The 18,205-nt window shown below is 72.6% G+C and carries 17 protein-coding genes; 8 read left to right on the forward strand and 9 right to left on the reverse strand.

Features of this window, described 5'->3' with window-relative positions; all coding sequences use genetic code 11:
* Positions 1-7: 7 nt before the first annotated feature.
* The 5 genes from GA0070604_RS04160 to GA0070604_RS04180 all read right to left on the reverse strand — a co-directional run bounded on the left by GA0070604_RS04160 (position 8) and on the right by GA0070604_RS04180 (position 6,014).
* Positions 8-517, reverse strand: coding sequence for a GNAT family N-acetyltransferase (locus GA0070604_RS04160; RefSeq protein ID WP_091114439.1), 510 nt, complete (start codon positions 515-517; stop codon positions 8-10).
* Entirely contained in the window at positions 514-1,443 is a 930-nt protein-coding gene (locus GA0070604_RS04165) for a ribonuclease Z (protein WP_091114442.1), read from the reverse strand. Before GA0070604_RS04165 ends, GA0070604_RS04160 begins: the two co-directional genes overlap by 4 nt.
* Positions 1,444-1,738: 295 nt before the next feature.
* Positions 1,739-3,559, reverse strand: a complete 1,821-nt coding sequence (ngg, locus tag GA0070604_RS04170; protein WP_091114444.1) for an N-acetylglutaminylglutamine synthetase — start codon at positions 3,557-3,559, stop codon at positions 1,739-1,741.
* Between the two features lie 2 nt (positions 3,560-3,561).
* Complete coding sequence (locus GA0070604_RS04175; protein ID WP_091114447.1) at positions 3,562-5,346, reverse strand: N-acetylglutaminylglutamine amidotransferase; 1,785 nt, start codon at positions 5,344-5,346, stop codon at positions 3,562-3,564.
* 305 nt (positions 5,347-5,651) lie between these two features.
* Complete coding sequence (locus GA0070604_RS04180) at positions 5,652-6,014, reverse strand: YciI family protein (protein ID WP_091114450.1); 363 nt, start codon at positions 6,012-6,014, stop codon at positions 5,652-5,654.
* 379 nt (positions 6,015-6,393) lie between these two features.
* Between GA0070604_RS04180 and GA0070604_RS32255 the strand changes: the two genes are divergently transcribed.
* Entirely contained in the window at positions 6,394-6,609 is a 216-nt protein-coding gene (locus GA0070604_RS32255; protein ID WP_167363366.1) for a hypothetical protein, read from the forward strand.
* 138 nt (positions 6,610-6,747) lie between these two features.
* Here GA0070604_RS32255 and msrA read toward each other — a convergent pair whose 3' ends face one another.
* Together msrA and GA0070604_RS04195 are read right to left on the reverse strand one after the other, a co-directional pair.
* The gene (gene msrA / locus GA0070604_RS04190) at positions 6,748-7,419 is read right to left on the reverse strand and encodes a peptide-methionine (S)-S-oxide reductase MsrA (RefSeq protein WP_091114457.1); all 672 of its coding nucleotides are present in this window, start codon (positions 7,417-7,419) and stop codon (positions 6,748-6,750) included.
* Positions 7,420-7,493: 74 nt separating this feature from the next.
* Entirely contained in the window at positions 7,494-7,907 is a 414-nt protein-coding gene (locus tag GA0070604_RS04195; protein ID WP_091126891.1) for an HIT family protein, read from the reverse strand.
* A 120-nt stretch (positions 7,908-8,027) separates the two neighbouring features.
* Here GA0070604_RS04195 and GA0070604_RS04200 point away from each other — a divergent pair, with 120 nt between their 5' ends.
* The 4 genes from GA0070604_RS04200 to ilvA are packed head-to-tail and all read left to right on the forward strand — an operon-like array spanning position 8,028 to position 12,779.
* Positions 8,028-9,170 carry a cystathionine gamma-synthase gene (locus GA0070604_RS04200; protein WP_091114461.1) on the forward strand — a complete coding sequence of 381 codons (1,143 nt, stop codon included), beginning with the start codon at positions 8,028-8,030 and terminating at the stop codon, positions 9,168-9,170.
* Positions 9,171-9,186: 16 nt separating this feature from the next.
* Positions 9,187-10,599, forward strand: a complete 1,413-nt coding sequence (locus GA0070604_RS04205) for an amidase (RefSeq protein WP_091114463.1) — start codon at positions 9,187-9,189, stop codon at positions 10,597-10,599.
* 42 nt (positions 10,600-10,641) lie between these two features.
* A complete protein-coding gene (locus GA0070604_RS04210; protein WP_091114466.1) occupies positions 10,642-11,562 on the forward strand; it encodes a DUF4328 domain-containing protein in 921 nt (306 codons plus the stop codon).
* Positions 11,559-12,779 (forward strand): threonine ammonia-lyase, encoded by a 1,221-nt coding sequence (gene ilvA / locus GA0070604_RS04215; protein WP_091114470.1) that lies wholly within the window; start codon positions 11,559-11,561, stop codon positions 12,777-12,779. Before GA0070604_RS04210 ends, ilvA begins: the two co-directional genes overlap by 4 nt.
* Positions 12,780-12,920: 141 nt before the next feature.
* On the opposite strand, the gene greA is transcribed toward ilvA, so the two are convergent.
* The gene (gene greA, locus GA0070604_RS04220) at positions 12,921-13,421 is read right to left on the reverse strand and encodes a transcription elongation factor GreA (RefSeq protein WP_091114474.1); all 501 of its coding nucleotides are present in this window, start codon (positions 13,419-13,421) and stop codon (positions 12,921-12,923) included.
* Positions 13,422-13,613: 192 nt separating this feature from the next.
* The gene (locus GA0070604_RS04225; RefSeq protein WP_091114478.1) at positions 13,614-14,048 is read right to left on the reverse strand and encodes a DUF4307 domain-containing protein; all 435 of its coding nucleotides are present in this window, start codon (positions 14,046-14,048) and stop codon (positions 13,614-13,616) included.
* A gap of 211 nt (positions 14,049-14,259) precedes the next feature.
* Here GA0070604_RS04225 and mca point away from each other — a divergent pair, with 211 nt between their 5' ends.
* From mca to GA0070604_RS04240, 3 genes are all read left to right on the forward strand, one after another.
* The gene (gene mca / locus GA0070604_RS04230) at positions 14,260-15,141 is read left to right on the forward strand and encodes a mycothiol conjugate amidase Mca (RefSeq protein WP_091126892.1); all 882 of its coding nucleotides are present in this window, start codon (positions 14,260-14,262) and stop codon (positions 15,139-15,141) included.
* Between the two features lie 48 nt (positions 15,142-15,189).
* Complete coding sequence (locus tag GA0070604_RS04235) at positions 15,190-15,483, forward strand: hypothetical protein (RefSeq protein ID WP_091114481.1); 294 nt, start codon at positions 15,190-15,192, stop codon at positions 15,481-15,483.
* A 214-nt stretch (positions 15,484-15,697) separates the two neighbouring features.
* Entirely contained in the window at positions 15,698-18,193 is a 2,496-nt protein-coding gene (locus GA0070604_RS04240) for a putative bifunctional diguanylate cyclase/phosphodiesterase (RefSeq protein ID WP_244162153.1), read from the forward strand.
* Positions 18,194-18,205: the final 12 nt, after the last annotated feature.

The following is an 18,205-nucleotide window of genomic DNA, read 5'->3' on the forward strand; positions in this document are numbered from 1 at the left end:
CCCCTCCTTACAGCCGTCGGGCGTAGCGGAGCTGGGGGACGAGCGCAGCGCCGACGTGTTCGTCCCGCTGCTCGCCGGTGGCGGTCCACCCGCCGCGCTCGTAGAAGCGGCGGGCGGAGGCGTTCTCCCCGAGCACCCACAGCGCCGCACGGGACCAGCCACGCGCCCGCATCGCGGCCAGGGCGTCGACCATGAGCGCCCGGCCGGTGCCGCGCCCCCGCTCGTCGGGCGCCAGGTGGATGGCGTTGAGCAGGCCCGTGGCCGGGTCGCCGGCGTCGTCCGGACCGAGGTAGCTGAAGCCGACCAGTCGGCCGTCGCGTACGGCCACGGTCATCCGGTGGTCCGCGCCCTCCCAGGTCAGCCGCTCCACCCAGTACCGGCCCATCTCCTCCGGCGTCGGCCGGGCCAGCGCCCCCGCCGGCAGGAACGACGAGTACGCCGCCATCCGGGACCGTTGGTGCAGCGCGCCGACCGCCATCAGGTCGGCCGCGGTGGCGGGGCGTAGCGTGACGGTCACCGGGCCGAGACTACCCGCCGGGGCGGCACCGGCACGATCATCAGGTCCTCGGCGATCACCAACTCGCCGGCGAAGTGCTGCCGGGCCTCGTCGGCGAAGCGGCGCGGGTCGGCGTACCGCTGGGAGAAGTGGGTGAGCACCAGGGTGCGTACCGCCGACTCGGCCGCCACCCGCGCGGCCTGCGCGGCGGTGAGGTGGCCGACCTCGGCGGCGAGCGCGGCCTCCGACTCCAGGAACGTCGACTCGATGACCAGCAGGTCGGCGTGCTCGGCCAGGGCCCACACCGCGTCGCAGAGCCCGGTGTCCATCACGAACGCGAACCGCTGCCCCGGCCGGGTCACGCTCACCTCGTCCCGGGTGATCCGGCGTCCGTCCAGGTCGAGGTGGCCGTCGCGGAGCAGCTTGCCGACCGCCGGGCCGGCGATGCCGTACGCGGCCAGCTTCTCCGGCAGCATCCGGCAGCCGTCCGGCTCGACGAGGCGATAGCCGTACGTCTCGATCGGGTGCCGCAGCCGGCGGGCCTCCAGCGTGCCGATGCCCAGTGCGATCCGCTGCCCGTCGGCGCCGATCGGCTCGACGGCCAACTCGGCGGTCTCGTGGAAGCTCGCCGCGTGGCGCAGCCGGGCGAAGTAGTCCGCGTCGCCGGCGGGGAAGTGCACCGCCACCGGGTGCGGCACCCGGTCGAGCGAGAGCCGCTGGATCACGCCGGGCAGGCCGAGGCAGTGGTCCCCGTGGAAGTGGGTGACGCAGATCCGGGTGAGGTCGGTGGCGGAGATCCCGGTGTGCAGCATCTGCCGCTGGCTGCCCTCGCCCGGGTCGAAGAGGAGTACCTCGTCGTCCCAGCGCAGCAGGTACCCGTTGTGGTTGCGCTGTCGGGTGGGGGCCTGGCTGGCCGTCCCGAGCACCACCAGCTCGCGCATGGACACGGCGCCTCCTGCCGCTGACATGAAGCGACCCCCGGGGCTTCCGCGCTCGCGCGGGCCGGCTGGACTGGGCCGGCACCCCGGGGGTCGGGTGGCTGTCGTGGATTCGCCGCACCGCTGCCACACGGTCTCGACGATGGTGCCTGTGCCCGCCTCGCGGCGGACGGGATTACTGTCGAGGACAGCGGCTAGCGGACAGCCACCTCACGAGTCCGATTGCTATACAAAGCTGGACCACCTCCTTTCCCGTGTACCGCCACGCTATCCACTTCCCGGGGACCGCGGCAACGGATTTCGATCACAGGCCCGGCCCGGCCGGCGTCCAGAGCCGCTGTGGCGCCCGGGTGCCGGGGAAGAGCAGGTCGACGAAACGTTCGGCGGTCGGCTGCGGTTCGTGGTTGGCCAGGCCGGGGCGCTCGTTCGCCTCGACGAAGACGTGCTCGGGCCGGTCGGGGGCGGGCACCAGCAGGTCCAGCCCGGTGACCGGGATGTCCAGCGCCCGGCTGGCCGTCACACACGCCTCCGCGATCGCCGGGTGCAGCTCGGCGGTCACGTCGTGGATGGTGCCCCCGGTGTGCAGGTTGGCGGTCCGGCGTACGGCGAGCACCTGGCCCTCGGGGAGCACGTCGTGCATCCGGTACCCGGCCTCGGCCACCACCTCGCGGGTCATGTCGTCGACCGGGATCCGCGACTCGCCCTCGGTGGCGGCGGCCCGCCGCCGGCTCTGCCGCTCGATCAGCTCGGTGACGTCGTGCACCCCGTCCCCGGTGATCTGCGCCGGCCGGCGTACGGCCGCGGCCACCACCTCGTGGTCGATGACGATCACCCGCAGGTCCTCGCCCGCGCACCGCTGTTCGATCAGCACGTCCGGGCAGAACCGCCGGGCCAGCTCGACCGCGACGGTCAGCGCCGCGGGCGTACGCACCCCGACGGTGATGCCGCGGCCCTGCTCGCCCCGCGCCGGCTTGACCACCACCGGGCCGACGTCGGCCAGGAAGGCCAGGTCGTCGGCGTCGCCGGTGGCGGTCCGGCCACGCGGTACGGGAAGCCCCGCCTCGGTGAGGATCCGCCGGGTCACCCGCTTGTCGTCGCAGCGGCTCATCGCCACCGCCGAGGTCAGCTCCGACAGCGACTCCCGGGTGTGGACGGTCCGGCCGCCGATGGCCAGTCGCAGCTCACCCCAGTCCGGGTCGGTGACCTCCACCCGGATGCCGCGGCGCATCGCCTCGTCGGCGACGATCCTCGCGTACGGGTTCAGCTCGTCGTAGCCGGGCGGGGTGGCGGGGAGGAAGAGCCGCTCGTTGATCGGGTTCTTCCGCTTCACGCACAGCGCGCCGGTGCGGTGGAAGCCCAGCCGCTCGTAGAGTCGGATCGCGCCGGAGTTCTCGGCCAGCACCGACAGGTCCACGTACGCGCGGCCCCGCGCGTCGAGCCGGTCGGCCAGCGCGGTGAGCAGGGCCTGGCCGGTGCCGGGCGGCGCGGTGTTGAAATCCACGGTCAGGCACCAGAGGCTGGCCCCGTTCTCCGGGTCGGCGAAGACCTCGACGTGGTCCACCCCGGTGATGGTGCCGACCACCTCGCCGGTGGCGGCCTCGGCGACCAGGTGCAGGAACTTGTCGCCGACGGCGTTGTCGACCAGCACCCGCACCGGGGCGGTGACCATGCCGTTGCGGGCGTAGATCCGGTTCACCGCGTCGGCGTCGTCGGCGTCGTACAGCGGGCGGATGGTCAGTCCGGGGACGTCACCGCCCTCGGCGGCGGCCGGCCGGCGCTCGCCCAGCGGCAGCCGGTACGTCAGCGACGGGTCGATGAACAGCTCGTCCGGCAGCCGGGAGACCAGCACGTGCGGGTCGCGCAGGTAGACGCAGATGTCCCGGGCGCCGGCCGCCTCCGAGCGCAGCACGTCGGCGACGGCGGTCTGCTCGGTGAAGGTCTGCCCGAAGACCAGCCGGCCCCAGCCGCAGTCCAGCACCACCCCGGGTTCGTCGGACGGCTGGCGTCGCGGCTCGGGAGTGCCGGGCGCGATCGGGTCACCGCCCGGGCCGACGCGTTCCCGGCGGCTGCCCAGCAGCCGTTCCCGGTCGAGTCGAGCCGTGCCGGTGGCGAGGGTGCCGGTCACGGTCAGTCGATTCCGTGGCTCTGGAGCCACATTTCCAGGAGTCCGAGTTGCCACAGCTTGTTTCCGTTCAACGGGGTCAGTTCGGCGTTCGGGTCGGCGAGCAGCGCGTCGACGTACTCGGCGCGGAACAGGTCGCGGCGGCGGGCCTCGGGTGCGGTGAGGGCGTCGCGTACCCGGTCGAGGAGCTTGCCCTCCAGGTGGGTGAGGCCCGGCACCGGGAAGTAGCCCTTCGGCCGGTCGATCACCTCGTGCGGCAGGACCCGGCGGCCGATCTCCTTGAGCACACCCTTGCCGCCCTGGGCCAGCTTCAGCCCCGGTGGGCAGCTCGCGGCCAACTCCACGAACTCGTGGTCGAGGAACGGCACCCGGGCCTCCAGCCCGTGCGCCATGGTCATGTTGTCCACCCGCTTGACCGGGTCGTCGGTCAGCATCACCTGGGTGTCGATCCGCAGGCCGGCGTCGACCGCGGTCTGCGCCCCGGGCCGGGCCAGGTGCGCGGCCACGAACTCCCGGGCCGGGTCGCCGTCGGCCAGCCACGCCGGGTTGAGCACCCGGGCCAGGCCGGCCGCGTCGCGGTCGAGGAAGGCCTTCGCGTACGTCTCCAGCGCCCGATCCCGGTCGACGGCGGCGAGCGGCGGGTACCAGTGGTAGCCGCCCAGGATCTCGTCCGCGCCCTGGCCGGACTGGACCACCTTGACGTGCCGGACGACCTCCTGGCTGAGCAGCCAGAACGCGACGCAGTCGTGGCTGACCATCGGTTCGCTCATCGCCGCGACGGCGGCCTCCAGCGGCGGCAGCAGGTCGCCGGTGGGCACCCTGATCCGGTGGTGGTCGGTGGCGAAGGTCTGCGCGACCAGGTCGGACCAGCGGAACTCGTCGCCCGCCCGGCCGCCGACCGCGTCGAAGCCGATGGAGAACGTGGCCAGCCCAGACTGCCCCTGCGCGGCCAGCAGCGCGACGACGAGGCTGGAGTCCAGGCCGCCGGAGAGCAGCACGCCGACCGGCACGTCGGCCACCGTCCGCCGGCGTACGGCGGTGGTCAGCGATTCCAGCAGCGCGTCCTGCCAGTCCCGCTCGGTCCAGCCGGCCCGCTCGGCGGCCCGGCCGAAGGACGGTTCCCAGTAGACCCGTTCGCGGCTCGAACCGTCCGGCTCGTACACCCGGATCGTGGCCGGGGGGAGCTTGGCGACGCCGCGCAGGATGGTCCGCGGCGGCGGCACGATGCTGTGGAAGCTCAGGTAGTGGGCGAGCGCCACCGGGTCGATCGAGGTGTCGACCCCGCCGCCGGCCAGCAGCGCCGGCAGGGTGCTGGCGAAGCGGACCAGGCCCGGCGTCTCGGCGAGGTAGAGTGGCTTGATGCCGAGGCGGTCGCGGGCCAGCACCAGCCGGCCGGTGTCCCGCTCGCTGATCGCCACCGCGAACATGCCGACCAGGTGGTCGACGAAGTCCAGCCCCCACTCGGCGTACGCCTTGACGACGACCTCGCTGTCGCCGGACGAGAAGAAGCGGTGGCCCTTGGCCTGCAACTCCGCGCGCAGCTCTCGATAGTTGTAGACGCAGCCGTTGAAGACGCCGGTGAGGCCGGCGGCGGCGTCGACGATCGGCTGGCCGCTCGCCGCGGTGCAGTCGATGATCTTCAGGCGGCGGTGCCCCAGGGCGATCGGGCCCTGTGACCACACCCCGCTGTCGTCTGGTCCTCGGTCCTTCATGGTGGCCGCCATCCGCTCCACCGCCGCCACATCGGCGCGTGAACCGTCATGGCGGAACTCCCCAGCCAGTCCGCACATGCCGGCCCATGCTGCCAGAGGCCGTCAGGGCTCGCCTGTTGAGCCGATGACGACCGGTGGCGAGGTTGCTAAGATGCGCGCCACGTTCGGCGGTGGTTGATCGGGTGCCGGCCGTTCCGGCTCAGGCGGGACGAATGTCGGAAATATGCCCGGCCCGCAGTGTGAAGAACGCCGCAAAGTGAGGAAAGCGGACACCCGGCCTTGATCGACTCCAGGTCGCGCAAACGGCGGTCTCCGGGCCTGCCGAGACCACCACATGCCGCACCCGGAGTCGATCAAGGACTCGCCGTACGCCGACTTTCCACTCACTCATCACCGGGTTGCGGGAGGCGGCCGAACCGTCGGACCTCCTGGGGCCAGCCGCATGCTTCCGCGATCTTGCCGGCCCACATCCGGGCCGTTTCCTCGTCGGCCACGTCCACCACGGTCAGCCCGCCCAGCCACTCCTTGGTCTCGACGTATGGCCCGTCGGTGAACATCAACGTGCCGCTCGTGGCGTCGGCACTGAAGACGGGGCCGTCTTCCTCCAGTCCCCCGGCGAACACGTACGCCCCGGCTGCCTTGATCTCGTCCACGACCGCGCTGGCGAGTGGCCCGCGCCCGCGAAACCACTCCTCGGTGTGGTCACCCACCCACTGCTGGTTGAAGTAGATGAGGTACTCGGCCATGTCTGCTCCTCGTCTCGGGCGGACCTGTGTCTGCCTCCATCCTCGCTACGAACGGCGCCGGGCCGATACGACACCTCAGGCCGGAAATTTCCACGTCGATGTTGGCGGGAGAGCGGTGCGGGTCCGTCACTGGTCCACGTGGGCGAGCGACGCGCACGGTTGCTGTTCCGTTTCGGGGTGGCGGCCGGCTCGGTCGAAGCGCCTAGTGACGGTCGGACGGCACCCGGGCCACCCCGACCGGGCAGCTCAATCCGTTCGGGCCGTGGTTGCAGTAACCGTTCGGGTTCTTGGACCCTGGCGGACAGTGCGCTACTACGTCCGACGATGGATGCCGCTCCGCATTCTGGCCGGCCCGAGGGGCCCGGACTATCTTTGGCGGATGGCAGGCGAGACGCGCGCAGAGCGGTTGACGCTCATTTCCGAGGTGCGCCCGGGCGGCGGTGCCCCGCTGGTCTTGCGGCGGCCCTTGCTTGTCCAGCCGGGGCAGCGCTACTGGCTTGACGCGGACAACTCGGCGCTCACCGTGGAAGACGCGGCCGGTGACAGATGCTCGTTTCCGTGCGCGTACGAGACCGGGCCCGACGCACCACGCTGACGAGCGTTCGGAGCCAGCCGGAACAGCCGCCGGCGGCACAGCGTCGTTGCTGACGCCCATGCGACCGAACCGACCCCGACACCGAACAAGGCCGCCGGGTCGGAACCCAGTGGCCTTGCCAGTTACCGCAATGGGTGGTCAGTGAGCGGCGTTGGACGTGCGGGCCACCCCGACCGGGCAGCTCAATCCGTTCGGGCCGTGGTTGCAGTAACCGTTCGGATTCTTGGTCGGCGCCAGGTACTGCTGGTGATAGTCCTCCGCGAAGAAATAGTCACCGACCCGGGCGATCTCCGTGGTGATGTCGCCCTTGCCGGCCCGCGCCACGATCGGCGCGAACGCGTCCCGGGACGCCTGCGCGGTGGCGAGCTGCTCGTCGGTGGTGGCGTAGATCGCCGAGCGGTACTGCGTACCGACATCGTTGCCCTGGCGCATGCCCTGGGTCGGGTCGTGGTTCTCCCAGAAGACCTTGAGCAGGTCCTCGTAGCTGATCCGGGTGGGGTCGTAGACCACCTGGACCACCTCGGCGTGCCCGGTCATCCCGGAGCAGACCTCCTCGTACGTCGGGTTCGGGGTGATGCCACCCGCGTAGCCGGCCGAGGTGGTGATCACGCCGGGGAGGGTCCAGAACAGGCGCTCGGCGCCCCAGAAGCAGCCCATCCCGAAGACGGCGACCTGCGAGCCCGCCGGGAACGGGCCCTTCAGCGAGGAGGGCAGCACCTCGTGCCGGTCGGAGATCGGCATCGCGATCGACCGGCCCGGCAGGGCCTGGTCGGGGGTGGGCAGTTCGGCCTTCATGCGGCGAAGGAACACGGTGGGACTCCTCTCTTGCCTCTCCCAGCGTGCAACACCGCCGGTTCCCGCTTTCTTACCCGCCCGTGACGCGCTCAGGCCAGCGCGGCGGCGATCCGGCGGGCGACGCCCTCGGCCTCGGCGTCGTCGGCGTAACGGGTACGCGGCCAGAAGAAGCCACGCAGCCCGTCGCCCTTCGTGCGGGGCACCACGTGGGTGTGCAGGTGCGGCACCGACTGGGACACCTTGTTGTTCACCGCCACGAACGTCCCACCAGACCCCAGGCCGGTCTCCACCGCCACGATGATCCGCTGCACCAGCCGGAAGTAGCCGGGCAGCACCTCGGCCGGCAGTGTGTCGAGGGTGACCAGGTGGGCCCGTGGCACCACCAGCACGTGCCCCTTGAAGACCGGCCGGGTGTCCAGGAAGGCCATTCCGTCCGGCTCGTCGGCGACGACGAACGCGGGCACCTCGCCCGCCACGATCCCGCAGAACACGCACCCGCTCACCCGGGCAGCGTAGTCCGGGATCCCGACCACCCCTAGAACCCCGAGGGCGGAGCGGTCGGGCGGGTTACCCACGCCCGGGTTCCAAGCACTGGGACGGGCGGGCCGACTAACGTCTCGGGCATGAGTCACGGCTTCGAGACGCTCGCCATCCACGCCGGCCAGGACCCCGAGGCCCGCACCGGCGCGGTGATCCCACCGATTTACCAGACCAGCACCTACGCCCAGGACGCGGTCGGCGCGCCCCGGCAGGGCTACGAGTACAGCCGTTCCGGCAACCCCACCCGGGACGCGCTCCAGGAGTGCCTGGCCGCCCTGGAGGGCGGGCCGTTGGCGCTCGCCTTCGCCAGCGGCCTGGCCGCCGAGGACACCCTGCTGCGTACGGTCTGCAAGCCGGGCGACCACGTGGTCATCCCGGACGACGCGTACGGCGGCACCTACCGGTTGTTCGCCAAGGTCGCCGAGCGGTGGGGCCTGAACTACACCCCGGCGAAGGTCTCCGACCCGGACGCCGTACGGGCCGCCATCCGGCCCGGCGCCACGCGGATCGTCTGGGTGGAGACGCCGACCAACCCGCTGCTCGGCATCGCCGACATCGCGGCCCTGGCCGCCGTTGCGCACGACGCCGGGGCGCTGCTGGTGGTCGACAACACCTTCGCCTCGCCGTACCTCCAGCAGCCGATCGCGTTCGGCGCGGACGTGGTGGTCCACTCCACCACCAAGTACATCGGCGGACACTCCGACGTGGTCGGTGGCGCCCTGATCGCCGCGGACCGGGCGCTCGGCGAGGAGCTGCGCTACCACCAGAACGCGATGGGCGCGGTCAACGGTCCGTTCGACGCCTGGCTCACCCTGCGTGGCATCAAGACCCTCGGCGTACGCATGGACCGGCACTGCGACAACGCCGAGCGGATCGCGGCCTACCTGGACGGTCACGCCAAGGTCGGCCAGGTGCTCTACCCGGGCCTGCCGTCGCACCCCGGGCACGAGGTGGCCGCCAAGCAGATGCGCCGGTTCGGCGGCATGATCTCCTTCCGTGCCGCGGGCGGTGAGGAGCACGCCGTGGAGATCTGCAACCGGGCCAAGCTTTTCGTGCTCGCCGAGTCCCTCGGCGGCGTCGAATCCCTGATCGAGCACCCGGGACGGATGACACACGCAAGTGCGGCCGGCTCGCCGCTTGAAGTTCCCGGCGATCTCGTGCGACTGTCTGTCGGCATCGAGACGGTCGACGACCTGCTCGCCGATCTGGAGCAGGCGCTGGGCTGACCGCTGGCTGGGGAGGGTGGCCGTGCCGGACATCATGCCGACGACCTGGGTGGGGGCGACCGCCAAACAGATCGCCCGGGGCGTACGCCGGGGTGACGTCTCGGCCACCCAGGTCGTGGCCGACCACCTGGACCACGTCGCGCACGCCGACGCCGACCTCGCCGCGTTCCGCACGATCCGCGGCGGGGCGGCGATCACCGAGGCGGAGAAGGTCGACGAGCAGGAGGACCTGGCCAACCTCCCCCTCGCGGGGGTGCCGGTCGCGGTCAAGGAGAACACCCCGGTCGCCGGGCTGCCCACCTGGAACGGCTCGGCCGCCGTGCGTACCCCGGTGGCGGAGGCCGACCACGAGGTGGTCCGCCGGCTGCGCGGCGCGGGCGCGGTGATCCTCGGGGTGACCCGGATGCCGGAGCTCGGCCTCTGGGCCCTCACCGACGACGAGACCGGGGTCACCCGCAACCCCTGGGACCTGTCGCGTACCCCCGGCGGCTCCTCGGGCGGCGCGGCCGCCGCGGTGGCCGCCGGGCTGGTGCCGATGGCGCACGGCAACGACGGGCTCGGCTCGATCCGTATCCCGGCCGCGTGCTGCGGGCTGGTCGGGCTCAAGCCCGGCCGGGGCGTGATCCCCTATCAGCTCGGTGCGGACGACTGGTTCGGCCTCGCCGAGCACGGCGTGCTCACCGGCACGGTGGCCGACGCGGTGGTCGGCTTCTCGGTGCTGGCCGGTCGCCGCCCCGACAGGCTGGAGCAGCCGTCGCGGCTGCGGGTCGGCGTCTCGCTGCGCTCCCCGGTGCGCGGCGTCGCGCCGGACGCGCCCAACCGGGACGCGGTGGCCGCCGCCGGGCGGCTGCTCGCCGCCGCCGGCCACGACACCGTTCCCGCCGACCCGGTCTACCCGACCCGGCTGGGGTTGCAGGGGATCGCCACCTGGTTCGCCGCGGCCGCCGCCGACGTGCGGGCCGCCGGGGTCCAGCGGCGCGGCCTCCAGCGGCGCAGCCGCCGGCACGTCGCGCTCGGCGAGTGGGCGCAGCGCCGGGGGTACGTCCGCGAGGCCGACCGGCGCGCCTGGCGCGAGCAGTCGGTGGCCTTCTTCACCGACCACTCGATCGACCTGTTGCTCACCCCGGCGTTGGCCGGGCCGCCGCCGGAGGCCGCCGGCTGGTCCGGCCGGTCCTGGCTGTCGAACATGAAGGCCAACATCCGGTACGCCCCGTACGCCGCGCCGTGGAACATCGCCGGGCTGCCGGCGATCGTGGTGCCGGTCGGCCGCCGCCCGGACGGCCTGCCGGTCGCCGTGCAGTTCGTCGGACCGCCCGGCTCCGAGCTGCTGCTGCTCGGCGTCGCCGGCCAGTTCGAGTTGCAGGCCCCGTGGCAGCGGCACGCTCCCGGCTATCCCCGGGTCGCGACGGGGTCGCCAGCCACCGCATGATCGTTTAGCGTGTGCGCACCGACACACCTTGGACGGTCATCCATGCGCTGCCACACCTGCGGGGACGAGACGTTCCCGAGCGACAACGAGTGCCAGAAGTGCAACACCCCGCACGGCCAGCCGGCGGTCACCCCGGGCGTGCCGACCTACTCGGTACGCGGAATCGGGCTGGCCGCCTCGATCGCGGTCGGCGCGACCGCGCTGCTCTACGTCGTGCTGGCGCTCTTCCCGCTGGTCGGTGCCGTGCTGGCGCGGCGCGCGGCGGACCGCCACGACCCCGACGTGCTGCTCGGCGCGGTGTTGGTGGAGGTGGTGCTCGCACTGCCGTTCCTGCTGGCCTACGTGACCGCCGCCGTACTGGTGATCATCTGGACGTGGCGGGCCCGGAAGAACCTGGACGCCTTCCCGGGCGCGCTGCCCCACCTCGGCGCAGGGTGGGCGATCGCCGGCTGGCTGGTGCCGTTCGCCAACTTCGTGGTGCCCTGCCGGGTGGTCGCCAACGTCGCTCGGGACAGCCTGTGGAAGCGGTTCACCCCGGACCTGGTCCTCGTCTGGTGGGTGGCGTGGCTGGGCTTCAGCCTGGGGGAGCGCTTCGTCAGCAGGCGCGACGATCAGGCGTACGCCCGCCTGTCCGAGGAGCCCGTCTCCGCCGCCGACTTCGAGGAGTACGTGGACTTCTACCAGGGTGTGCTCGGGTGGCACCTGGTCCCGCTGATCGCCTGCCTGGTCGCCGCGGTGTCGCTGATCGTGCTGATCCGGCGGATCTCTACCGCCCAGCAGGAGCGGATCGCGCTCGGCGCGCCGGCCTGGCCTGCTCACCCCGGCGGACCGGCGGCCGGCGTGCCGCTCGGGTACGGCTATCCGACGCAGCCCGTCATCGAGCCGTCGCCGCAGGTGGCGACCGATCTGACGGGGACGTCGCCGCAGGTTCCGCCGGGGGCGGGTGGCACGATCGGGGCATGACGGAACTGGTCGGCCTCGCTGACGTACGGGCCGCGCGGGAGCTGCTCGCCGGCGTCACCCGCACCACCCCGCTGGAACCCTCCCGGCCGCTCAGCGCGATCCTCGGTGGGCCGGCGTGGCTGAAATGCGAGAACGTGCAACGCGCGGGGTCGTACAAGGTGCGCGGGGCGTACGTGCGGATCGCCCGGCTGTCGGCCGAGGAGCGGGAACGCGGCGTGGTCGCGGCGAGCGCCGGCAACCACGCGCAGGGGGTGGCGCTCGCCGCCGGCCTGGTCGGCGCCCACGCCACCGTCTTCATGCCGGTCAACGCCCCGCTGCCGAAGGTGGCTGCGACCAAGGGGTACGGCGCGACCGTCGAGCTGGTCGGCAACACGGTGGACGAGTCGCTGGTCGCGGCGCAGACCTTCGCCGAGCGGACCGGCGCGGTGTTCATCCACCCGTTCGACCACCGGGACGTCATCGCCGGCCAGGGCACCGTCGCGCTGGAGATTCTCGAACAGTGCCCGGAGGTGAGGACCATCGTCACCGGGGTGGGTGGCGGTGGCCTGATCTCCGGCATGGCGGTGGCGGCCAAGGCCCTGCGTCCCGACGTACGGGTGGTCGGGGTACAGGCGGCGACCGCGGCCGCCTTCCCACCCTCGCTCAAGGCCGGTGCCCCGGTACGCCTGCCGTCGTTCTCGACGATCGCCGACGGCATCGCGGTGGGCTGTCCCGGCGAGCTGACCTTCACCCACGTCCGTGAGCTGGTCGACGAGATCGTCACCGTGTCGGAGGAGGACATCTCCCGGGCGCTGCTGATGCTGCTCGAACGCGGCAAGCAGGTGGTGGAGCCGGCCGGCGCGGTCGGGGTGGCCGCGCTGCTGGCCGGGGCGGTCGAGGTAGCGGCGCCGGTGGTGGCGGTGCTCTCCGGCGGGAACATCGACCCGCTGCTCATGCTCCGGGTGATCGAGCACGGCCTCGCGGCTGCCGGCCGCTATCTGCGGGTCACCGTGCGGTGCTCGGATCGGCCGGGCCAGCTCGCCTCGCTGCTCAGCGAGATCGCCGAGCACCGGGCCAACGTGGTCGACGTGGAGCACCAGCGGGCCAACCCGCACCTGCGCCTCGGTGAGGTGGAGGTGGCGCTGTCGGTGGAGACCCGCGGCGTGGAGCACTCGGACACGCTGATCAGCGCCCTGCGGGCCAGCGGCTACCAGGTGGTGTTCGCCGGCGAGGCGTGATCCGGGTCCGGGCCGAAACGCCGCGACCGCCCTGGCCGGCGGGCCGGGGCGGTCGCGGGTGGCTCGGGTCCGACCGGCCTGTCAGCCCCGGTCGGGTGGTCGAACCCGGCCGGTGGTCGGGCGCGGAGCCCGATTCTGGGCTCAGCCGGTGAACGGCTCGAACTTGACGATGGTCACCTTGATGTCGGCGCCGCTGGGCGCCGTGTAGGTGCAGTTCTGGCCCGCCTTGCCGCCCAGGATCGCCTTGCCGAGCGCGGACTCGGGGCTGTAGACGGTCAGGTCGGTGGTGGAGGCGATCTCCCGGGAGCCGAGCAGGAAGGTGTCGGTGTCGTCGGTGTCGTCGTCGAAGTAGATCGTGACGACCATGCCGGGCGCCACCGCGTCGGCCGACGGAGCCTCGCCGACCTTGGCCGTGCGCAGCAACTCCTTCAGGTAGAGGATGCGGCCCTCCGCCTTGCCCTGCTCCTCGCGGGCGGCGTGGTATCCGCCGTTCTCCCGCAGGTCGCCCTCCTCGCGCCGGGCGTTGATCTCGGCGGCGATGACTGGCCGGTTGGCGATCAGCTCGTCGAGCTCGGCCTGCAGGCGGTCGTGCGCGTCCTGGGACAGCCAGGTGGCGGGCGCCTCGTTGTCATTGGTGGACACAGGCGATCTCCTTGGTCGTGCGGTACCGGCTGACAGGTGAACCACCAAGCTACCAGTGCCGGACCTTTCCGGGCGCCGTAGATCACCCGGGGTACCGGCGACGGGACCCCGGGTAGACGTTCCGGCAGGTGGCCGTGGCCGCGTTCGAACGAACCGCCGGCGAGCGCGGTGGCCGGGCTCAGTCGGCCGGGCTCAGCCGGCCGGTCGACAGCGCAGCACCTCGCCGATGAACGGCCGGGCGCTGGTCGGCACCTCGTGCCGGACGGTCGCGTGCCGAGCGCCGGGCTCGGCGTTCACCACGACCTCGGTGTGGCCCACCTCGGCGCCGTCATGGGCGCGGGCGCGCAGCAGACAGGTCGCCGAGCCGCCCGGGGGCAGGGTGACCCGGAAGTCGACCACCACCCGGGAGTCGGTGATCCCGGTGTAGGTGATCACTTCGGCGCGGTACTCGGGGTCTCCGTACTGGTTGTAGAGCTTCGCGGCGACCAGTCCCATGGCGGCCAGCAGGACGGCCACCAGCAGCGCCCGCAGGACAGGACGACGGCGCCCCGGGTTCCGGCGTCGGCCGTAACGGCCGGGCGGGAAGACCGGCGCACCCGGTGCGATTGTGGCGTGCGTCTCGCTCACCGGCGGGTATCTCCTGGCGTTGTTGTCAGCGGCATCGGCAAGAATGGCAGAGTCCATCTTCCCAGCCCGGCGCTGAGTCAAGGATGGCAGGTCGGCTCGCCGTCGACCGGCCAGCACGGGGGCTTTCACGGGCGCGGGGGAGGATTCCGGCAGGTCAGCCGGCTGGTCCCGGGTGGGCCCGGCCGGCGGGCAGACACGAGGAGTGCCGAAGGTGGCAGAGCAACTGCGTCTCATGGCCGTGCACGCCCATCCCGACGACGAGTCGAGCAAGGGTGCCGCGACCACGGCGAAATACGTCGCCGAGGGGGTGGATGTCCTGGTCGTCACCTGCACCGGCGGCGAGCGGGGCAGCGTGCTCAACCCGAAGATGGACCGTCCGGACGTCTGGGCCAACATGGGCGACATCCGCCGTGCCGAGATGGACGCGGCTCGGGCGATCCTCGGCATCGAGCAGGCCTGGCTGGGCTTCGTCGACTCCGGGCTGCCCGAGGGCGACCCGCTGCCGCCGCTGCCCGAGGGCTGCTTCGCTCTCCAGGATGTGGCGGTCGCCGCCCTCCCGCTGGTGCGGCTGATGCGGCAGTTCCGTCCACACGTCGTCACCACCTACGACGAGGAGGGCGGCTACCCGCACCCGGACCACATCATGACCCACAAGGTGACCGTCGCCGCCTTCGAGGCCGCCGGTGACCCGGAGCTCCATCCGGAGCTGGGCGAGCCGTGGCAGCCGCTGAAGCTCTACTACGACGTCGGCTTCTCCAAGGGCAAGATCATGGCCCTGCACGAGGCCATGCTCGCCGCCGGTCTCGAATCGCCCTACGAGGACTGGCTCAAGCGCTGGGACGAGCGCCCCGACAAGGGCTCGCGGATCACCACCCGGGTCGAGTGCGCGGAATACTTCCCGGTCCGCGACGACGCCCTGCGCGCCCACGCCACGCAGATCGACCCGGACGGCTTCTGGTTCCACGTGCCGATGGAGCTGCAGCAGCGCGCCTGGCCGACCGAGGACTTCCAGCTCGCCCGCTCGCTGGTGGACAGCCCGCTGCCGGAGTCCGACCTCTTCGCCGGGGTCCGCGAGACGTGCCATGCCGGCTGACATCCCGGCGGGCTACGCTGGTCGGCAACCGCACATCGGAGGAACACCATGCTGACCACCGTCCAGGTGCTCGCGCAGAACAACTTCGGTGACACCCGCACGGGTGGTCTGGCCGGACCGATGGGCCTCTTCCTCATCCTGCTGCTGGGCACCGCCACCGTTCTGCTGATCCGCAACATGAACGCCCGGCTGCGCCGGTTGCCGGACCGCTTCGCGCAGCAGGCCGGCCCGGCTGACCAAAATCTGGCCGAGAAGGCGGTCGTCGATCCGACAGGCGGGATCGTGCAGCAGGAATCACGCACAAACGCTCCCAACGGCTCCCAGCAGCACCGCAACGGGTAGTCGGCACGTGAATCACGCCGAAGCCGGTGGTCGCCCCCTGTTGCGACCACCGGCTTTGGCTTAGCCTTCCGCCGGGGGACCACTAGTCCTCGAGCCGTGCGCGGGAGGGGGCGCCGATGTCCGTGGCAGCAGTGGCCGCCCGCCGTGCCCGCGGACCGTCGGCGGGCAGGGTGAGCCCGTGACGCCCGGCAGGAGCGGCCACCCTCCCGATCGGCTGGGCCTACGTGGCGCGCCGACCGGGGTGCTTCTGCTGACCTGCGCCGTCGCGGTCACCGCGCTGGTGGCCGCCGTGCTCGGCCTCACCGTCACGGCGTCCCTCCCGCCGGACGACCCGCTGCCGGCGCCCGCCCGGTTCGGCATCGCGGTCGCCGCGTTCGCCGTGGCCCAACTCGCCCGCCTACGCTTCCGGACCGCGTCCGGGATGGTCAGCATCACCTGGGGCGAGGCCGCCCTCATCGTCTGCCTCTATCTCGTACCGGCCGGCTGGCTGCCGGGCGCGGCCTTGCTCGGCGTCGGGGCCGCCTGGACGGCGATGTCCCTGCTCGCCGACCGGCAGCCCGTGCTGGAGCTGGTCCGGATCACCGGGTCACTGACCGCCGCGACCGCGCTCGCCGCGGCGGTCGCCAGCGCGCTCGGCCGGCCGATGCTCGCCGCGCCGACCCCCGAACTCGCCCTCGCGCTGGTCGCGGGCTCGGTGGCCTATCTGCTCACCACCGCCTGGCTCGGTGGTGCCAGCCTTGCCCTGCGGCACGGGATTCCGATCGGGCCGCCGCTGCTCGCCGCGCTGCGTGGCAAGCTGCTGATGTTCGTCGGCAACGTGGCCGTCGGCCTGGTGGTGGTCGCGCTGCTGGAGCTCGACGTCCGCTGGCTGCTGCTCCTCCCGCCGCCGCTCTGGCTGCTCCAACAGACCTACCGGCACCGGCTCCGGGCCGACCAGGAGCGGCGCACCTGGCGGGCGTTCGCCGAGGCCACCGCCGCGCTCAACCAGCTCGACGAGCGGGGCGTGGCGACCGCCGCGGTGACCGGGGCGGTCGCCCTCTTCGGCGCCGAGCTGGTCGAGGTGGACGTCGCCCGGGGGGACGGCCGGTGGCGGCGCTACCGGGGCGACAAGAGCGGCCAGGTACGCGACCGCGAGGTGAAGTCGCCGACGCGTACCGAGCCGGGTGAGCAGGAGCTGGTCCGGCCGCTGACCGTCGGCAGCTCGGAGGTGGGCCAGTTGCGGGTCCACTTTCCCCGGTCCGCCCCGCCGACCGCTCGCGAACGGGACGCCGTGGCCGCCTTCGGCGACGCCCTGGCCGCTGCCCTGCACGACGCGGCGACCCACCGCGAGCTGCGGCTGGTCACCGCCCGTTCGTCGTACGATGCGGTGCACGACCAGCTCACCGGGCTGCTCAACCGGGCCGCGATGCTCAGCAAGGGTGACCAGGCGCTGCGGCAGCTCGCCCATGACCATCCGGTGGCGCTGCTGCTGCTCGACGTCAACCAGTTCAAAGAGGTCAACGACACGCTGGGGCACGCGGCCGGCGACCAGCTGCTACTGCTGACCGGGAACCGGCTGGAGAGCCTGGTCCGCCCGGGCGACCTACTCGGGCGGCTCGGCGGCGACGAGTTCGCCCTGCTGTTGACCGCGGTGCCGGTGGTCGACGACCGGGCCGCCCCGCTGGCGTACGCGCTGCGCCAGGCCCGGGAGATCGCCGAGCGGCTCGCCGCACCGACGGAGGTGGCCGGCGTACGGATGTCCGTCGAGGTGGCGGTCGGGGTGGTGGTTGCCGACGCGGGCACCGCCGACCTGACCGAGCTGCTGCGCCGCGCCGACATCGCCATGTACCAGGCGAAGGAGGGCGGCGGCAGCGTCGCCGCGTACGACAGCTCTCGGGACGCGGCGAGCACCGACCACCTGGCGCTGCTCGCCGAGCTGCGGGAGGCCCTGGCGGCCGACGACCAGCTGGTCCTGGCGTTGCAGCCGGCGGTGGATCTGGCCACCGGCGCCCCGACCGGGGTGGAGGCGCTGATCCGCTGGCGGCACCCGCGGCGGGGCTGGCTCGGGCCGGCCGACTTCATCCGCCCGGTGGAGAACAGCGAGCAGCTCGGCAGCTTCACCCGGTACGTGCTGGACAAGGCCCTCGCCGTGGCGGCCGGGTGGACCCGCGAGGGGTTGGACCTGCCGATCTCGGTGAACCTGTCGGCGCGCAGCCTACTCGACCCGAGGCTGCCAACGGAGATCGACGAGGCGTTGCGTCGGCACCAGGTGCCGGCGCACCGGCTGGTCCTGGAGATCACCGAGACGGTGGTGATGAGCGAGCTGGAGGTCATCGACGAGGTGCTCGCCACCCTGCGGTCGATGGGGGTGCAGCTCGCCGTCGACGACTTCGGGACCGGCTTCTCGTCGTTGACCTTCCTGACCCGGATCGCCGTGGACGAGCTGAAGGTCGACCGCTCCTTCGTGATCCGGATGGCCGACTCGCCGGAGGCGGCGGCGATCGTCCGGACCACCGTCGGGCTCGCCCACGAGCTGGGGCTGCGGGTGGTGGCCGAGGGGGTGGAGACCGCCGAGCAGCGGACCGCCCTGGCCGAGCTGGGCTGCACCGCCGCCCAGGGTTATCACTTCTTCAAGCCGATGCCGGCGGACAAGCTCGGGGCGGTGCTGGGGTCGCTGGTGGACACCGCCCGCGGCAACGTCTTCCCGCTGCGCGCCGACGGCGCCTCCTGACGGCCGCACGGG

The sequence above is a fragment of the Micromonospora eburnea genome (assembly GCF_900090225.1).
Lineage (GTDB): Bacteria > Actinomycetota > Actinomycetes > Mycobacteriales > Micromonosporaceae > Micromonospora > Micromonospora eburnea.